The sequence below is a fragment of the Ochrobactrum sp. Marseille-Q0166 genome (assembly GCF_014397025.1).
Lineage (GTDB): Bacteria > Pseudomonadota > Alphaproteobacteria > Rhizobiales > Rhizobiaceae > Brucella.
Window position 1 is genome coordinate 938,075 of the sequence record NZ_JACJUO010000001.1, and the last position, 17,146, is coordinate 955,220.

Genomic DNA, 17,146 nt, shown 5'->3' on the forward strand with positions numbered 1-17,146 from the left:
GCAGTCTTTTCAGACCGGGTTGGCAATCTTCCTCATGATTGCGCATCCCTCTGCTTCTGCCCGATTTTGATCCTCCGGTCGGGCTGTTCGTGAGAACGGTAGCATTGACAAATGCGTACAAGAATAACAATTTTTGAACACTGTCTGTTCAAAAGTGTACAGAACCTGCTGAATGGGTGGTGGCTATCTTTTGGGAGGAAGAGATGCGGCAGTTTACATGGGATGATCTGCAATATTTTTTGGCCGTTGCACGGACCGGCCAGCTTTCGACGGCCGCAAGACAATTGCGCACCAGTCACGTCACGGTTCTGCGGCGGATTGATCGTCTGGAACAGGCGCTTGCAACCAAGCTGTTTGAGCGCAATCCGCGTGGCTATCTGCTGACGCCGATGGGTGAGCGACTGGTTGAACCTGCGGAAGTGATGGAGCGTGAGGCGCTCAAATTCCAGACGGAAGCAACAGGAAGTTTTTCCGCACTGTCTGGTGTGGTGCGGCTTTCGACGCTTGAAGGCTTTGGCAATTTCTTTCTGGCAGAACGATTGCCGGTGCTGGCACAGTCCTATCCCAGCCTCTCGGTGGAGGTTGTGACGATCCAGCAGATCATGTCGCTATCGCGGCGCGAAGCAGAACTTTCAATCACGCTGCATATGCCGCGCACCGGACCTTATCACAGTGAAAGACTTACGCCCTATCGCTTGTTCGTCTATGGGCATCGCGATTATCTGAATTGCCATCCGCCGATCAGGACGCATGACGATATGACCAAACATCCCTTCATCGGTTATATCGATGATATGGTGTTTACGCCCGGCCTTGATTATATGCGCGAAATTTTGCCCGGAAAGCGTTGCAACTATCAGGGTTCAAGCATTCACGCGCAACTGGTTGCAACTTTAACGGGGTACGGGCTGTGTGTGCTGCCATTTTTCATTGCTAGCCAATATTCTGAACTCTTGCCAGTTCTGCCCAAGGAAATGCATTTGGAGCGTGAATACTGGATGAATTGCCATGTCGATGTTATGGCAGCACCTCGCATACGCGTGATCAGCGATTTTATGCTTGGTGCAGTGCGTGAAGCCTCGGCAAGTTTCCTCGGCGAAAGCCTTCTCCGATACTAAAGGAGGACGCCGCCGATTGCGTAAATGCATGTAACAACGAGTGCGCTAAAGCCGAAGCCGATAATGTAAAGATTCAGTGTTCGCAATTCATTTCCCCCGAAATCAATTTTCGGCGTTATCCCCGAATCCTGTCTAAATGTCTACCGTAAATTGTATTACATCAAACTAAAGTTGTATTTGTTCAGCGAGGCACTTTTTTCGGGGCCTTTTTTTGTGAAGTGTTGCTTCAGTAGTGGAATCCTCATCTACAGCTCTTCAAGCGCATCACCAAAAGTTTCTATCGCCCGTAGTCTCTTACGCCCGTTTGCACCAACCTTCTCAATGGCTCTCGTTGTAAGCAGGTGACAAAGCGCCATAACGGAGACGTGGTTGAAAAGTGGGCCGGGAGCCAATGTCTGACACTGGAAATGCCACTGTGCAGATGCCCGAAATGGAGCGCCTTCATCTGTTACATAGAGTAGCTTCGCATCGCGCTTCTCAATCGTGCTGAGGATCTCATCCATTTTGGCGATCCGTCTTCGCAGACCAAATACGATCACGAGGTCTTCCGGTTTGATGCTCGCAATATACTCGCCCATTGTCTGGCCGGGTCCCGGAATTGCAACAATATTATCCACCACTTGCATCATCTGCCATTGCAGATAGGCCGCAAAGGGATGACTGCTGCGGAAACCGATGATCCATGTTCTTCGTGCTCCCAGCATGGCATCAACAACGGCATCGATTTGATTGTCCCGAATTGAGCTGAACGTCATTTCCAGATTGGCGATGGTCTGGCTGACATGCGAGGAAAGAGACTGGCCAGTATTGCCATTGGTGGCGCTGGAAAGAAAAAGTCGTGATCCCGTCTGCTTTTCTTCGCGGGCATGGCGGCGGGATTCTTCATAGGTTTCGTAGCCCAATCGTCTTACGAAACGTGTTACGGTGGCATTCGATACATGCGCGAGAGCAGCAAGCTCGGATGCAGAGTAACTCGCAAGTTCTCCCGGAAAATCACAAATAAACTCCCCGAGCCTTTTCTCCGCTGGGGGAAGCTCCTCGAGCACGTCTCTTACGCGGGAAAGAAAAGATCTTTCTGCTGGGTTCATGGGCGTTATATGAAATCCAATTTTCAATTTGCACCAATTATTAGCAGTTTTTCCAGTGATTTGCAGCTTTTTTGCTCAAAAAGTATGCAGCTTAACATACTGAAAATAAACAATAAAATTTCTCTTGTCAAAATTGATTTTCTCTGGCTTCATAATGAAAAAATAATTTCATGCCGATAATAAAAAGGGGTTATACCGCTATGGCAGGGGAACAAATGATGCAGTCTGGCGCAACATCAGCGACCAATAAGCAAATGGAACAAGCACTTGGGAGTATAGGTGTTACGAGTACTCATAAGAAGATTCTTCTTCTTGTGCTGATCGGTTGTTTGTTCGACTCATTTGAGCAAAACACGATTGGGCTGGTTGGTCCGATTCTTCGTGAACAGTGGGGTCTGACGGGAACGGATATTGGTTTCCTGAACACCATCACCTTCGCAAGTGCTGCGATTGGGCGCCTTCTTTCGGGGATATTGGGTGATCGATATGGTCGCCGTGTGATGCTCACATTCAACTTGCTGCTCTTCACATTAGGATCAGCCTTGTGCGCTTTGGCACCGAGTTTTGGATGGCTGTGTGTGGCGCGCGCAATTGTCGGTTTCGGCGTTGGTGGCGAAATTTCGACTGCTGTGACCATGCTTGCAGAATTCTGCTCGCCAAAATTCCGAGGCACCGCTGCCGGTCTCGTCAATGTGGGCGCAGGCGGTTTTGGTAACTTCCTCGCTCCTGCATTCGGTCTTTTGGTATTTGCAATCTTTCCGGGGGAAAACAACTGGCGCTGGTTGTTTGGCGTGCTTGCCATTCCTGCTCTTCTCGTCGTGTTCTTCCGTTGGTTTGTGCCTGAAACACCGCGCTTTCTCGCATCGCAAGGGAAAATAGGTGAGGCAAACAGAGTTTTGTCCATTCTCGCATCAGGCAAGCTTCGTCCGAAAAACCTGAAAGTCACAGAATACCTGTCAAAAATTGATGAGAGCCAAAATACGGCTTCAAAATCCAGCTGGAAAGAACTTTTCAAAGCGCCTTTCATTGGGCGTACAATTCCGGTCGCAATCGCTATCCTGATGAGCTATGGCGCACAGCTTTCCGTTCTTACCTTGATGCCGATGATATTCATCTCGATGGGCTACACGCTTTCTGGCAGCCTTCTTTATACGATGGTTATTCAGAGCGGCAGCGTTCTGGGCGCAATTGCAGCATCAACTTTTGGCTATTATTTCCCACGGAAAAAGGTGCTGACAATCGGAGCCGTCTGCGCATGTGCGGCAGCACTCTCAATTGTCTACCTGGGCACAAGTCTCTATCTCGTCCTGCTCTTCGGCGCGTTGTTTCAGTTCTTTGTGCTGCTTCTCAACACATCGATCTGGATTTATGCGCCGGAACTTTATCCAACCCGCATCCGTGGTTTTGGTGTGGCGCTGATCCTTGCAAGTGGTTCGGCTGCTGGTTCCTTTGTTCCGATTATCGCTGGTGCGCTGTTTGACGGTTACGGAATGATCGGCGTCTTTGGCCTGGCGGCTTCCATGTATGCAATCTTCGCTTTCTGCATTCAGCTCGGACCTGAAACATTCGGACGCAATATGGAGGACCTCACTTTGCCTGCGGACGATAGCACCAAGACTGTCGATTTCGCGGAGGCTGCAACACAAAAATCTTGATCGCCTGAGAAAGGATCACGGGCGAAATTCAAAAATAAGGGGTGCCGATATTCCTCAAGATAAAAGGCACTCCATAAAAATCAGGGAGAAAATGTCTGAATGTCAGTATCAGCACCGCGTGTGTTGCTTATCAATCCGAACAGTTCAGAAGCAACGACCGGAATGATGTGCGAAATTGCTCAGAAGACAGCGGGGGAACGACTCGCCTTTTATGCAAAAACAGCCAATCTTAATCCTGTGATGATTGTAAATGGTGAACAGTTATCCGCTTCCGAAGCGCAGGTTATTAAAATCGGTCAAGCCGGAAAGCACAATTGTTCGGGGATCATCATCAGTGCGTACGGTGATCCCGGTGTCGATTTTTTGCGCAACGAACTTGATGTCCCGGTGATCGGGATTTGTGAAGCTTCGATGTTGGTGGCGGCAGCTGACCAACGGAAATATGGTGTTGCTACGGTCACGCCAGATTTGGCGGTTCAAATTGCAAACCGTGCCAAATATCTGGGTTTCGCCCATCTCTATACGGGTATCCGTTGCACACCCGGGGATCCCAGAGAGATAGCGGGTCAGCCAGAGCGTTTGATTGAGGAGCTTGGCCATGCCGTTGAACTCTGTCTGCTTGATGGAGCCGAAGCTGTCGTAATTGGCGGCGGTCCCTTGGGGGAGGCGGCCGAACAATTACAGAAGATGTTTGACGTGCCGATTATCGCCCCGATTTCATCTGCTGTCGAATTGATGGTCAAAGCGATCAATGAAAAAGAAATGCCAATGAAAGCGATTGTGTGAGTTTTTCGAATTCTGGCATGAGCAGGTAAGCTTGTAGAGAAAAGGACGAGATTAATGGGGGCATTTTCGTCTTTGTTCCATTGCCTCATATGCCAGCAGTGCGGCCCTCTCTGATAAAGAGAGGGCCGCTTTATTTAGCGCTGTTTTACCAGTCCCTGTTCGCGCATCTGGCTGAGCGTCATTTTGGGCGAAAGCGCTTCCGGGTCGATGCGGATTTCAATGAGGCCGGGTTTGCCGGATTGCTCGCATCGCTTGAAGGCTTCCGCAAAATCGGCAGTTTTTTCCACCGTTTCCCCATGCAGGCCATAGGCGCGTGCCAGCGCCGCAAAGTCTGGATTTGCGAGGCCAGTGCCGGAAACGCGGCCCGGATAGGTGCGTTCCTGATGCATACGGATCGTGCCATACATGCCGTTATTGACGACGATGAAAATCGCATTGGCTCCATATTGGGCAGCCGTTGCGAGTTCCTGTCCATTCATCAGAAAACACCCGTCTCCGGCGAAACAGACGACGGTACGCTCGGGTGCTGTCAGCTTGGCTGCGACGGCAGCTGGAACACCATAACCCATGGAGCCATTGGTTGGTGCCAGCTGGCTACGATAGGTACGGTATTGATAGAAGCGATGCGGCCATGCCGAATAATTGCCTGCACCATTGGTGATGATCGCGTCTTCAGCTAAATGCGCGCGCAGCCATTCCATGATCTCGCCCATCTGGACGTCACCGGGAATTGTCGGCGTTTTAAGATTGTCGCGATAATCGGCATTTGCGCTTTCAGCCCATGCCTTGAAGCCGGGATTGGCGATAGGCTCAAGCTTGGAAGCTGCTTTGGTGAAGGCGGCCATGCTGGCATTGATCGGAATATCAGCATGATAGACGCGGCCAAGTTCTTCCGCCCCGGGATGGACGTGGATCAGCTTCTGCTTTGGTACAGGGATATTGACCAGCTCATAGCCCTGCGTGGTCATTTCGCCAAGGCGTGCACCCACGACCAGCAAAAGGTCTGAGTCTTTAACCCGGGCTGCAAGTTTCGGGCTGATCGATGTTCCCATTTCACCGGCGTAAAGCGGATGGGTATTGTCGAACATATCCTGGCAACGGAAGGATGCTGCAACAGGCAGCGACATGTTTTCAGCGAATGTTTGCAGGTCGCGAACGGCTTGGTTATTCCAGCCACCACCACCGACAATCAAAAGTGGCCGTTCGGCCGTTTCGAGAAGCGCTTTCATGTCCTGTAACTGATCGCTTCCCGGATACATCTCGACATGCTTGTAAGCCGGTGCATCGCTGACGGTTGCATGTGATGTCAGCATATCTTCGGGCAAGGCGATGACCACAGGGCCGGGGCGTCCGTTTACCGCGCGATGGAAAGCCTGACTGACCAGTTCCGGTATGCGGGCGGCATCATCGATCTGAACGACCCATTTGGCCATCTGGCCGAACATGCGGCGATAATCAACTTCCTGAAATGCCTCACGTTCCACCTGATCGCTTGCCACCTGTCCGATGAACAGAAGCATTGGCGTGGAATCCTGAAAGGCGGTATGAACGCCGACGGAGGCATTGGTAGCACCGGGGCCGCGCGTGACGAAGCAGATGCCGGGCTTTCCGGTCAGCTTGCCATAGGCTTCCGCCATATAAGCAGCCCCACCTTCCTGACGGCACACGATAAGATCGATCTGGTCACTGACGTCATGAAACGCATCCAGCGCTGCAAGGTAACTTTCGCCGGGCACGCAGAAAACACGGTCGACGCCATGAATGCCGAGTGCATCCACCAGTATCTGACCGCCATTGCGTGTGTTGGAGTTGGTCGTGGATTTGTGCATTTCCCTACTCTCAAAATGTCTGAACGACTTTGGCGCGCATGCGCTCTATTTCGGAGGCATACGCAGCGCACCATCAAGCCGAATGGTTTCGCCGTTGAGCATGCTGTTTTCGATAATATGCAGCGCGAGTGCCGCATATTCGTCTGGCCGACCCAGACGCGGGGGGAAAGGAACCATCTGGCCCAACGCATCCTGTGCAGGTTGCGGCAAGCCTTTGAGCATGGGGGTTTCAAAAATACCGGGTGCAATGGCGCATACCCGAATGCCGAGGGGGGCAAGTTCACGCGCAGCAGGCAGGGTCAGGCCAACGATACCGCCTTTAGACGCTGCATAGGCTGTCTGGCCGATCTGGCCGTCAAAGGCTGCAACCGATGCCGTATTAATGACAACGCCACGCTCGCCCGTTGGCAGCGCTTCGTTTCTGGATGCGACATCAGCAAAAAGCCGCAGCAGATTGAACGAGCCGATCAGGTTGATTTCAACCGCGCGACGGAAATCATCGAGCGGCATGACGCTGCCATCACGCGCCAGCATTTTCTTTGCTGGTGCTACGCCTGCGCAATTGACCAGAATACGCGGTGATTCGAGCTTGTCGCCGATTGTCTTGAAAGCTGCTTCGGCACTCGCAGCGTCTGACACGTCGCATTGAATGGCGATGCCGCCAATCGCAGCTGCCACCGTATTTGCACCGTCAATGTTGAAATCGAGGATTGCAACTTTCGCACCCTTGGCTGCTAGAGCCTGTGCAGTTGCAGCGCCAAGACCTGATGCACCACCGCTGACGATGGCGACTTTTCCTTCAACATCCATAATGCCCCCTCATATTGTCTCAACTGCAATAGCAGTTGCCTCGCCGCCACCGATACAGACTGAAGCCATGCCACGCTTCAGATCGTTCTGCTTCATGGCATGAAGCAGCGTGACGATGATGCGTGCGCCAGAGCAGCCAATCGGATGGCCCATAGCACAGGCACCGCCATGGATATTCACCTTGTCGGCGGGGAGGTCGAGTTCCTGCATTGCAGCCATAACAACAACGGCGAAAGCTTCATTGATTTCAAACAAATCAACGTCGCGTGCGTTCCAGCCGGTTTTGTCGAAGAGTTTCCGCATCGCAAAAATCGGGGCCGTGGTGAAGAGCGAGGGCTGCTGCGCATGGCTTGCGTGACCGCGAATGACGGCAAGAGGTTCTATGCCAAGCTTTTCAGCTTTGGACAGGCGCATCAGGGTAAGCGATGCCGCACCATCTGAAATCGATGAGGAATTGGCGGCTGTAATGGTGCCGCCTTCGCGGAAGGCCGGCTTGAGGTTTGGTATTTTTTCAGGCTTTGCGCGGGTTGGCTGCTCATCGCGGTCAAGCTCTGCAACATTGACCAGCTCATTCGCGAAATTACCCGCTTCGGTGGCTTTGAGTGAACGCGAGAGTGAGCGGAGGGCAAATTCGTCCTGTTGCTCTCGCGTGAACTGGTATTGGTCGGCGGTTTCCTCCGCGAATGTTCCCATGGCGCGGCCTTTGTCATAGGCGTCTTCAAGGCCATCGAGAAACATGTGATCGTAGATTTTGCCGTGGCCCATGCGATAGCCACTGCGCGCCTTTTCAAGCAGATAAGGCGAATTGGTCATGCTTTCCATGCCGCCTGCAACCACAATGTCCGCACTTCCTGCGGAAATGAGATCGGCGCCCAGCATGACGGTTTTCATGCCCGATCCGCAAACCTTGTTGATGGTCGAGCAGGGCACAGATTGCGGGAGACCGGCATGAATTGCCGCCTGCCGTGCGGGTGCCTGTCCCAGCCCTGCGGGCAAGACACAGCCCATAAGCACTTCGTCGATCTGATCAGGGCCAAGCTTCGCCCGGTGGACGGCTTGCTTGATTGTGGCTGCGCCCAGTGCTGTTGCACTCTCCCCCTTGAGCGCACCTGGAAAACTTCCGATCGGTGTTCGTACCGCACTGACGATAACGATCGGATCTTTTGTTTCCGACATTTGTTTACTCCTCCAGTAAAGCACAGTGATAACAGCATAGCGGAGGCTGTGAATACAGCGTAAACATGATGAGCAACGCTTATGAACTCATGTCGTTGAGGTATGGATAAGATGCGAGAAACAAATTCGGGCAAAATCCGCGTGGGTATTGGCGGCTGGGCTTTTGAGGGATGGGACAAGAGTTTTTATCCGGAAAAGCTCTCCAAAAAACGCCAGCTTGAATATGCTTCGAGCAAGTTGACCTCTATCGAAATCAACAGCACCTATTATGGCGCGCAAAAGCCTGCGACTTTTGCCAAGTGGCATGATGAAACGCCGGATGACTTCGTTTTTTCGCTCAAAGCACCGCGCTTTTCGACCAATCGGCGGGTGCTGGCTGAAGCAGGCGAGGGGATCGAGAAATTCGTGACCGGTGGCCTGCTTGAACTTAAAGACAAGCTTGGCGTCATCAACTGGCAATTCATGGGCACGAAAAAATTCGATCCAGCCGACTTTGAAGCTTTCCTCAAGCTTCTGCCAAAACGCGTCGATGGGCGCGATCTGCGCCATGCGGTCGAAGTGCGCCATGAAAGTTTCAACTCACCGGATTTTATCGCGCTGCTGCGCGAATATGGCGTTGCGGTGGTGATTGCGGGCGATAGCAAATTCGTGGAAATTGCCGACATGACGGCGCCGTTTGCCTATCTGCGCATCATGGGTACACAGGAAGACAAGACGCTCGGTTATAGTGACAGTGAACTGGACCATTGGGCAGAGCGGGCGAAAGCGATAGCGTCGGGCCACGATGTGCCGGACAGTCTCAAAACCGTCACCCCGCCGCTCCCTGACAATGTGGCCCGCGATGTCTATCTCTATGTCATCAGCGGCCATAAGGCGCACAACCCGCATGCTGCCATGGCCTTGATTGATCGTTTGAAATGATGGTTCTTGTCACGCATTGATTTTTTGTGAGTCTCGAGTCGATCATGTCGAAATTTGATACGTCCGCCCTTGAAGCCTTTGTTCGGCGCATTCCCCAAAATTACAAAGGTCCGGGCGGCGTTGTCGCCGTTTTGAAGGACGGCGAGGTTGTGTTGCAGCACGCCTGGGGTTTTGCGGATCTTCGCACGCGAAAGCCCATGACGCTCGATACGCGGATGCCGATCTGTTCGGTCAGCAAGCAGTTTACCTGTGCTGTACTGCTTGATGCCGTGGGCGAGCCGGAACTGCTCGATGATGCACTTGAAGCCTATCTCGACAAATTTGAAGGTGAGCGTCCCGCCGTTCGCCATCTCTGCAATAACCAGTCCGGCCTGCGCGATTATTGGGCGCTGACAGTCTTGTGCGGTGCCGATCCGGAAGGTGTGTTTCTGCCTGCACAGGCTCAAAGTCTGCTGCGCCGCCTTAAGACCACACATTTTGAACCGGGTTCACATTACTCTTATTGCAACGGCAATTTCCGCATTCTGGCAGACCTCATCGAAGCCCATACCGGGCGCACGCTGGTCGATCTTCTGTCTGAGCGTATATTCAAGCCCGCTGGCATGAAGCGTGCTGAGCTTATCCCCAACACAGCGCTGTTTGATGAATGTACGGGTTATGAAGGTGATACGGTTCGTGGCTTCCTGCCTGCAACCAATCGCATTCACTGGATGGGCGATGCCGGCATCTGCGCATCACTCAATGACATGATTGCATGGGAGCAGTTTATCGATGCCACGCGCGATGAAGAGCAGGGCCTCTATCGTCGGCTGAGCGGACCGCAAACATTCAATGACGGTGCCGTGGCACCTTACGGCTTCGGTCTCAACTTGCACGAGACGGGCGGGAAGCGTCTGACAGGTCATGGCGGCGCACTGCGTGGCTGGCGCTGCCAACGCTGGCATTGTGCGGATGAACGCCTCTCGACGATCGCCATGTTCAATTTTGAAGGTGGGGCTTCCGACGCTGCCTTTAAACTGATGAATATTGCCTTGGGTGTATCATCGTCCGATGTCGCATGCGTCGCAGCCGATGCTGTATGGTTTGGCTCTTGGCTCGATGAGAAGACGGGGCTTGTTCTCAGTCTTGAAGATGCTGGTCTTGGCCGCATGAAGGCGCGTTTTGGCACCAGTCCGGAAATTATGGATGTGGTGAGCGCAAACGTTGCGCGCTCAGCTATGACCACGATTCGGCGTGAGGGCGATGTGATTGAGCTTGCCCGCGAAAGTGAAAACCTTTCGCTGGTCATGAACCGTGTCAAAGGTGAAGCTACACAGAATATTATCGGGCACTATCACTGCGACGAGCTTGATGCTGATCTGCTTTTGGTTTCCGAAGGCGGTGCAATTTATGGCGCGTTTGAAGGCTTCCTTGGCAAGAGCGACATGTATCCGCTTTATAGTGTCGGGGCTGATGTCTGGCTGCTGCCTGTTCAGCGCTCGATGGATGCACCGTCGCCCGGTGAATGGAAGCTTGTTTTCCGCCGCGACAACAAGGGCGCTATAGCGGGGCTTACCGTCGGCTGCTGGCTTGCACGCGATGTTGAATACAGGAGAATTCAACCATGAATGAACTCAAGGTCAGAACCCGCGAAACGGGAGCAGTCGCGGTAATGCCCCATGGCAAGCTTCCGACGATCACTACGCCGACGGGTGGCTCGGTGGACATTGTAACCAGCGTCAGCCAGCCGGGTTTTAACCCGCTCGATCTGATCTATGCATCGGTCGCGGCGTGTATGGCACTCAGCGCACGCATTGCTGCAACCAAGCTCGAATTGCGTGAAAAGCTTAATGATGTTCGGGTGGAAGTGAAAGGTGATAAGGCTCATGAAGGCCCGTCACGCATCGAACGATTCGATATAACATTTCATTTCGACGGCGATCTGAGTGACGATGAAAAGCATCGTCTTGCAGAGATGGCCGAAGAAATCTGCACCGTCAGCAACACGTTGCGCGGCAATCCGAAGTTCGATCTCAAAGTCTAGAGCGGTTCCGGTCAAACCGCATTCGTGGGAACCACTCTATCTCTTTGTTTTTAAGCATTATGTTTGGGCGAAGCCGCTTCACACTTTTGCTGGAAGTGCCTTGATAAAGGGCTCAGATTTCTCCGCGGATACGTTCGATGCCGAGCGTGATTACGCTTTCCATGGCAGCACTTGCCTTTTGCCGGTCGCGAGACGCAATCGCATGCGCAATGCGCAGATGATTGGCTGCGCATTCCGCGATGCCTTCAGGGGAGCTTGCTGGAGACGATAACTGGAACGAGATCGCAAGCGCTGCTTCAATCAGACTGCTGACAGAACGCATGAATGGATTGCCCGACATGCGGGCAATTGCAAGATGGAACTCAAGGTCGACGTTGGCGATGGATTCAGGCGTATGCTTGGGATTGTCAAATTTTGCGGCCAAAGCATAGAGCTCAACGAGTTCTTCGCTGGTGGCGCGTTCGGCTGCGGCGGCAGCTGCGGCGGGTTCAAGCGCCATGCGCATTTCTGCCAGATGATCAACGAATACTTCATCAAAGCCAGCTTCAAAACGCCATGTCAGCACATCAGGATCGAAGAAGTTCCAGGAGCTGCTGCCTAAGACGCGGGTTCCAACCTTGGCCTTGGCCTCAATGAGGCGTTTTGCACCAAGCGTTTTCATCGCCTCACGCAGAACGGTACGGGAAACGCCAAAGCGCAACGACAATTCGTTATCGCCGGGAAGTATGGAGCCTTCAGGAATTGTGCCCGCGACAATGCCGCGGCCCAATTCGCCCACGACAACTGCGTGGCTGTTATGGCGTTTGCGTCCGGTTATGGCCGTTTCCAGTAATCCCAATTCAGGCCTCCTTCATGCGTTGACGCGCGAGTCTTATATCGGAAAACCATACAAGTCCTCGCTGTAGCGCAATGAACAGGAACAGCAAGATACCGATTGCTATTTTTGTCCACCACGAAGACAGCGTTCCATCGAAAACGATATAGGTCTGTATCAGTCCCTGTATCAGAATACCGACGAACGTGCCTGCCACCAGACCGGCCCCGCCGGTAAGAAGTGTGCCACCGATGACCACCGATGCAATGGCGTCAAGCTCCACTCCAACAGTTGCCAGCGAATAGCCCGATGATGTGTAGAGCGTATAGACGATGCCAGCTAACCCGGAAAGTACGCCTGACATCGTATAAATGCCGATTGTTGTGCGGCCGATGGGAACGCCCATCAATTCTGCCGATTGCGCATTGCCGCCGAGCGCATAAATGTTTGCGCCAAAGCGTGTGCGATGCGCGATGATGCCGCCGATGATGAAGACTGCCAGCATCAGCATGGCGACAAAAGTCAGTCTGCCGCCACCCGGAAGCCTCAGGTAAAAGCCCTGTAAGGTTTCGATGAACGGATGCGAAATCGGCACAGACTGCGTTGAGATCAGGAATGCCGCTCCGCGTGCCAGAAACATGCCAGCAAGCGTTGCCACAAAAGGCGGGATTCCGAGATAATGGATCATCATACCCATCCACGCGCCAAACATTGCGGCAATCACCAGAATGAGTGCGAAGGCGATCAACGGATGCACGCCAAGCTGCCCGACGAGGACTGCCACAAAAACGCTGGTAAAGGCGATAACTGATCCAACCGAAAGGTCTATGCCGCCGGAGATGATCACAAAGGTCATGCCAACGGCTGCGATTCCCAAAAAGGCATTGTCCGTCAGAAGATTACCGATCACCCGCGTTGACAGCATATTCGGAAACTGGATCACGCAGATCGCATAGGCAAGCAGGAAAATCGCGACCGTTGTGACGAAAGGCAGATTGCGAAGCACTCTCATTGCCGTGCTCCCTGTTGGCTCTGGCGGGTTGTCTTGGCATTATTGCCTTTGCGTTCAGCACGCAGGAAAGTGATGAAATTGACGATTGCCGGCGACTGGAATGTCAGCACAATCACGATAATGCCTGCCTTGATGATGAGGTTGAATTCTGGCGGAAAACCAGCCATCAGAATGCCGGTATTGATCGCCTGGATGATCAATGCGCCAAGCAGCGACGCCATGATCGAAAAACGCCCGCCATTGAGCGATGTACCGCCGATGACGACTGCCAGAATGGCGTCAAGTTCAAGCCAGAGACCGGCATTGTTGGCATCCGCGCCGCGAATATCGGCCGTGGCGATCAGCCCGGCAAGCGCTGCACAAAGGCCTGAAACCGCATAGACGCTGAACAGGAGAAAGCGGGCTTTGACACCTGCCAGCATGGCGGCACGGCGGTTGATCCCTGTTGCCTCAATCAGAAAGCCAAGCGCTGTAGAGCGCACGGCAAGTCCGATTGCCAGTCCGGCACATATCCAGATCAGAACCGGGATCGGCACCCCAAGGAAGGAGCCCGAACCAAGCGCTGCAAAGGAATCATTGTTGAAGGTGAGGATTGCGCCTTCGGTGATAAGCTGTGCGATACCACGTCCCGCGACCATCAATATCAGCGTTGCGATGATGGGCTGGATATCGAAAACAGCCACAAGAAAGCCGTTCCACAAGCCGCAGATCAGACCGACGCCGAGTGCGACCGGAATGACGATCGCCAGTGGATAGCCGGCAACGATGAGCGATGCAGCCGTCGCTCCGCTGATTGCCATGACCGCTCCGACCGACAGATCGATGCCGCGTGTCGCGATCACCAATGTCATGCCAACGGCGAGAATGGCGACAGGTGCAGCGCGCACCAGAATATCGATCAGGCTCCCGTAGAGGCGTCCGTTCTGAAAGGAAATGCCTAAAAATCCCGGCGCGATGATGGTGTTGGCGACCAGAATGAGCGCAAGGGCTGCCAGCTGGGGGCTCAGTCTTTTCAGTTTCTTGGCCATGCGGGCGATCATGCGAGAGCTTCCTTTTCGCTTCCGGTCTCGGCGATGGCACGCACGATATTGTCGGCGGTGATTTCTTCGCCCTTGAGTTCCGCCACATGGCGGCGGTCCGAGAGCACCACGACGCGGTTTGCCACGGCTGCAAGCTCCTCGAATTCGGAGGAAATGATGACCAGAGACATGCCTTCGGTGCAGAGTTTGCCGATCAGTTTGAGAATTTCCGCATGGGCACCGATATCGATGCCACGCGTTGGTTCGTCAAGGATGAGCAGGCGCGGATCGGTGACCAGCCAGCGTGCCAGAATGGCCTTCTGCTGGTTGCCGCCCGACAGAAACTTGATCGGCTTGTCCGGATCAGGCGGACGAATATCAAGCGCCTTGATATAGCGCTCTGCGAGGGCCGTTTTTTCGCGCGAAGAAATCGGCTTCGACCAGCCACGCTTTGCCTGTATGGCGAGCGCGATATTCTCGGCGACCGAAAAATCACCGATGATACCATCGGTCTTGCGTTCTTCGGGACAGAAGGCAAAGCGCTCGGCAATGGCTGCAACAGGCGATGGCAGCTTTGTTTCCTTGTTGTCGACCATAAGTGCGCCGCTATCTGCCTGATCGACACCGAACATGAGCAACGCAGTTTCTGTACGGCCAGAGCCGAGCAGTCCGGCAATGCCGACGGCTTCACCCGGTTTAATAGCGAGATCAAAAGGCGCAACGCTTCCCTTTTTGCCAAAGCCTGAAAAGCGGATGGGGGCGGCCCCGCTATCGTTTGCTTCCTCAGTCAGGTGACGACGCACAGTTTCCTGCAACTGATGTCCGAGCATCATCGAAATCAGATCGGTGCGCGGCAGTTCCGAGAGATTGCGGCTGCCGACCAATCGGCCATTGCGCAGCACGGTAGCGCAATCGGCAATGGCATAGACCTGATCCAGAAAATGCGTGATGACGATAATGCCGAGGCCTTCAGCTTTTAACTGACGCAGCACGCCAAACAGCATTTCGACTTCGCGGGCATCGAGACTGGCGGTCGGCTCATCGAGCACCAGCACCTTGCCGGAAACATCGACGGCGCGGGCGATTGCGATGATCTGCCGGATCGCCACCGAATAGGCCGACAAGGGGGCGCCAACATCGATTGTGAGACCGTAACGGGCGAGCAGAGTGGCTGCATCTTTTTCCATGCGGCGACGGTCGATGAAACCGAAACGTTCAGGCTGACGGCCAAGAAACAGGTTCTCGGCAACGGTCAGATTTTCAAGAAGATTGACCTCCTGATAGACAGTGCCGATGCCGAGCGTCTGTGCCTCTGATACTGAGGCCGGGGCTATAGCCTGCCCATCAAGCAAAACCGAACCGTCGAAGCCATGATAGGCGCCCGTCAATATCTTGATGAGGGTGGATTTTCCTGCTCCGTTTTCGCCGAGCAGTGCGTGGATTTCACCACGATTGAGTGTAAAATCGACGTTATCGAGTGCTGTCACACCGAGAAAGGATTTGGTAATTGAGCGTGCTTCAAGGAGTGGCGTTGCTGGCGTCGCTGGCGCAGCGATATCGGGGTGAGCCATAGCAGTCTTCCGTTTGCGAATTGCAAAACCAGAGCGTGTTGCATGTACATGCACCACGGCACTCGCTCTGTTTTATTTTCATGCATGTCGTTGTCGAACTGCAGCGAGAAAAATAATCAGTCAGTGAACCGATTTCCACGCGAAGGCGGTTCCCACTTCTCGCGACATGCTCAGCTTCGGGCCGCATTTAAAGCGGCCCGAAGGCATGAAGTTCAATCAGAAGATCAGTAGCCGAGGCCCTTCTTGGCTTCATAAACCGCCTTTGGATCGTCAGCTTGTGTGTAAAGCTTGGATTCGGTCTGGATCCATTTTGGCGGAACAGTGCCATTGGCTTTCAGTGCTTCGATGACGTCGAAAGCAGGACCTGCCATGTTTGGTGTCAGCTCAACCGTTGCATTGGCTTCACCATTGGCCATTGCCTGGAAAATATCAGGTACGGCATCGATCGAAACGACCTTGATATCGGTGCCGGGCTTGAGACCAGCTTCCTTGATCGCCTGGATAGCACCGACTGCCATGTCGTCATTATGGGCGTAGACCGCGCAGATGTCCTTGCCGCCATTTTCCGCCTTGATGAAGCTTTCCATGACTTCCTTGCCCTTGGTACGGGTGAAGTCGCCGGTCTGCGAGCGCGAGATCTTGATGTTGTCGTGGCCTGCAAGCGCTTCTTCAAAGCCCTTCTTGCGGTTGATCGCAGGAGAAGAGCCGGTGGTGCCCTGAAGTTCAACAACGTTACAAGGTTTATCGCCCACTTCCTTCACAAGCCAGTCGCCCGCAACCTTGCCTTCATGAACCTGATCGGAGGTGACAGCGGTGAGATAGAGGTCTTCCGGTGCATCAATCTGGCGGTCGAGAAGCACGACAGGAATTTCTGCTTCCTTGGCTTCCTTCAGAACAGCATCCCAACCGGTTGCAACAACTGGCGCAATCAGGATGGCATCAACACCCTGTGCAATGAAGCCACGAACGGCCTTGATCTGATTTTCCTGTTTCTGCTGTGCGTCGGCAAACTTAAGGGTATGGCCGCGCTTTTCAGCTTCCTGCTTGGTTACGCTTGTTTCGGCGGCGCGCCAACCTGATTCCGAACCGATCTGTGAAAAGCCGACCGTCAGTGAGGCGGCGGATGCGCTCGAAATAAGAGCTAAAGACAGAGCGGCCGTCAGGGCCGTCAGAGTGCGTTTCATATTATTCTCTCCCAATAAAAGGCTCTCCCAGCCTTCATGTTTATGAAGCATATAATATTACTTTATGGCAAGCGCATTTCTTATTTTAACTGAAAATAGGGGGTGCGACAAACGCGCATATTAACAAAAAATATAATTAA

15 protein-coding genes are annotated in these 17,146 nt (G+C 53.4%); 6 read left to right on the forward strand and 9 right to left on the reverse strand.

Going from position 1 to position 17,146, the window contains the following annotated elements:
• The first annotated feature begins 203 nt into the window (after positions 1-203).
• The gene (locus H5024_RS04480) at positions 204-1,118 is read left to right on the forward strand and encodes a LysR family transcriptional regulator (protein ID WP_187544214.1); all 915 of its coding nucleotides are present in this window, start codon (positions 204-206) and stop codon (positions 1,116-1,118) included.
• Between the two features lie 245 nt (positions 1,119-1,363).
• Here the strand turns inward: H5024_RS04480 and H5024_RS04485 are convergent, their stop codons facing one another.
• On the reverse strand, positions 1,364-2,206 hold the full coding sequence (locus H5024_RS04485) for a MurR/RpiR family transcriptional regulator (protein ID WP_187544215.1): 843 nt from the start codon (positions 2,204-2,206) through the stop codon (positions 1,364-1,366).
• A gap of 200 nt (positions 2,207-2,406) precedes the next feature.
• Here H5024_RS04485 and H5024_RS04490 point away from each other — a divergent pair, with 200 nt between their 5' ends.
• Both H5024_RS04490 and H5024_RS04495 read left to right on the forward strand, forming a co-directional pair.
• Complete coding sequence (locus H5024_RS04490) at positions 2,407-3,861, forward strand: MFS transporter (protein WP_187544216.1); 1,455 nt, start codon at positions 2,407-2,409, stop codon at positions 3,859-3,861.
• Between the two features lie 99 nt (positions 3,862-3,960).
• Entirely contained in the window at positions 3,961-4,647 is a 687-nt protein-coding gene (locus tag H5024_RS04495; RefSeq protein WP_187544217.1) for an aspartate/glutamate racemase family protein, read from the forward strand.
• A gap of 134 nt (positions 4,648-4,781) precedes the next feature.
• On the opposite strand, the gene H5024_RS04500 is transcribed toward H5024_RS04495, so the two are convergent.
• From H5024_RS04500 to H5024_RS04510, 3 genes are read right to left on the reverse strand one after another with little or no spacing between them, the layout of a single operon-like run.
• Positions 4,782-6,476, reverse strand: a complete 1,695-nt coding sequence (locus tag H5024_RS04500) for a thiamine pyrophosphate-binding protein (RefSeq protein ID WP_187544218.1) — start codon at positions 6,474-6,476, stop codon at positions 4,782-4,784.
• A 45-nt stretch (positions 6,477-6,521) separates the two neighbouring features.
• Positions 6,522-7,286, reverse strand: a complete 765-nt coding sequence (locus tag H5024_RS04505; protein WP_187544219.1) for an SDR family NAD(P)-dependent oxidoreductase — start codon at positions 7,284-7,286, stop codon at positions 6,522-6,524.
• A gap of 9 nt (positions 7,287-7,295) precedes the next feature.
• Entirely contained in the window at positions 7,296-8,462 is a 1,167-nt protein-coding gene (locus H5024_RS04510) for an acetyl-CoA C-acyltransferase (protein ID WP_187544220.1), read from the reverse strand.
• Positions 8,463-8,573: 111 nt separating this feature from the next.
• On the opposite strand from H5024_RS04510, the gene H5024_RS04515 reads away from it, so the two are divergent.
• The 3 genes from H5024_RS04515 to H5024_RS04525 are packed head-to-tail and all read left to right on the forward strand — an operon-like array spanning position 8,574 to position 11,406.
• Entirely contained in the window at positions 8,574-9,383 is an 810-nt protein-coding gene (locus H5024_RS04515) for a DUF72 domain-containing protein (RefSeq protein WP_187544221.1), read from the forward strand.
• Positions 9,384-9,427: 44 nt separating this feature from the next.
• A complete protein-coding gene (locus H5024_RS04520) occupies positions 9,428-10,990 on the forward strand; it encodes a D-aminopeptidase (RefSeq protein WP_187544222.1) in 1,563 nt (520 codons plus the stop codon).
• Positions 10,987-11,406, forward strand: a complete 420-nt coding sequence (locus H5024_RS04525; protein ID WP_187544223.1) for an OsmC family protein — start codon at positions 10,987-10,989, stop codon at positions 11,404-11,406. Before H5024_RS04520 ends, H5024_RS04525 begins: the two co-directional genes overlap by 4 nt.
• Before the next feature lie 112 nt (positions 11,407-11,518).
• Here H5024_RS04525 and H5024_RS04530 read toward each other — a convergent pair whose 3' ends face one another.
• The 5 genes from H5024_RS04530 to ytfQ all read right to left on the reverse strand — a co-directional run bounded on the left by H5024_RS04530 (position 11,519) and on the right by ytfQ (position 17,006).
• Positions 11,519-12,244, reverse strand: a complete 726-nt coding sequence (locus H5024_RS04530) for a FadR/GntR family transcriptional regulator (protein ID WP_187544224.1) — start codon at positions 12,242-12,244, stop codon at positions 11,519-11,521.
• Position 12,245: 1 nt separating this feature from the next.
• A complete protein-coding gene (yjfF, locus tag H5024_RS04535; protein WP_187544225.1) occupies positions 12,246-13,232 on the reverse strand; it encodes a galactofuranose ABC transporter, permease protein YjfF in 987 nt (328 codons plus the stop codon).
• Positions 13,229-14,272 (reverse strand): ABC transporter permease, encoded by a 1,044-nt coding sequence (locus H5024_RS04540; RefSeq protein ID WP_187544226.1) that lies wholly within the window; start codon positions 14,270-14,272, stop codon positions 13,229-13,231. The genes yjfF and H5024_RS04540 overlap by 4 nt, the downstream gene beginning before the upstream one ends.
• On the reverse strand, positions 14,269-15,822 hold the full coding sequence (locus H5024_RS04545; RefSeq protein ID WP_187544227.1) for a sugar ABC transporter ATP-binding protein: 1,554 nt from the start codon (positions 15,820-15,822) through the stop codon (positions 14,269-14,271). Before H5024_RS04545 ends, H5024_RS04540 begins: the two co-directional genes overlap by 4 nt.
• Positions 15,823-16,046: 224 nt before the next feature.
• The gene (gene ytfQ / locus H5024_RS04550) at positions 16,047-17,006 is read right to left on the reverse strand and encodes a galactofuranose ABC transporter, galactofuranose-binding protein YtfQ (protein WP_187544228.1); all 960 of its coding nucleotides are present in this window, start codon (positions 17,004-17,006) and stop codon (positions 16,047-16,049) included.
• Between the last annotated feature and the right edge of the window lie 140 nt (positions 17,007-17,146).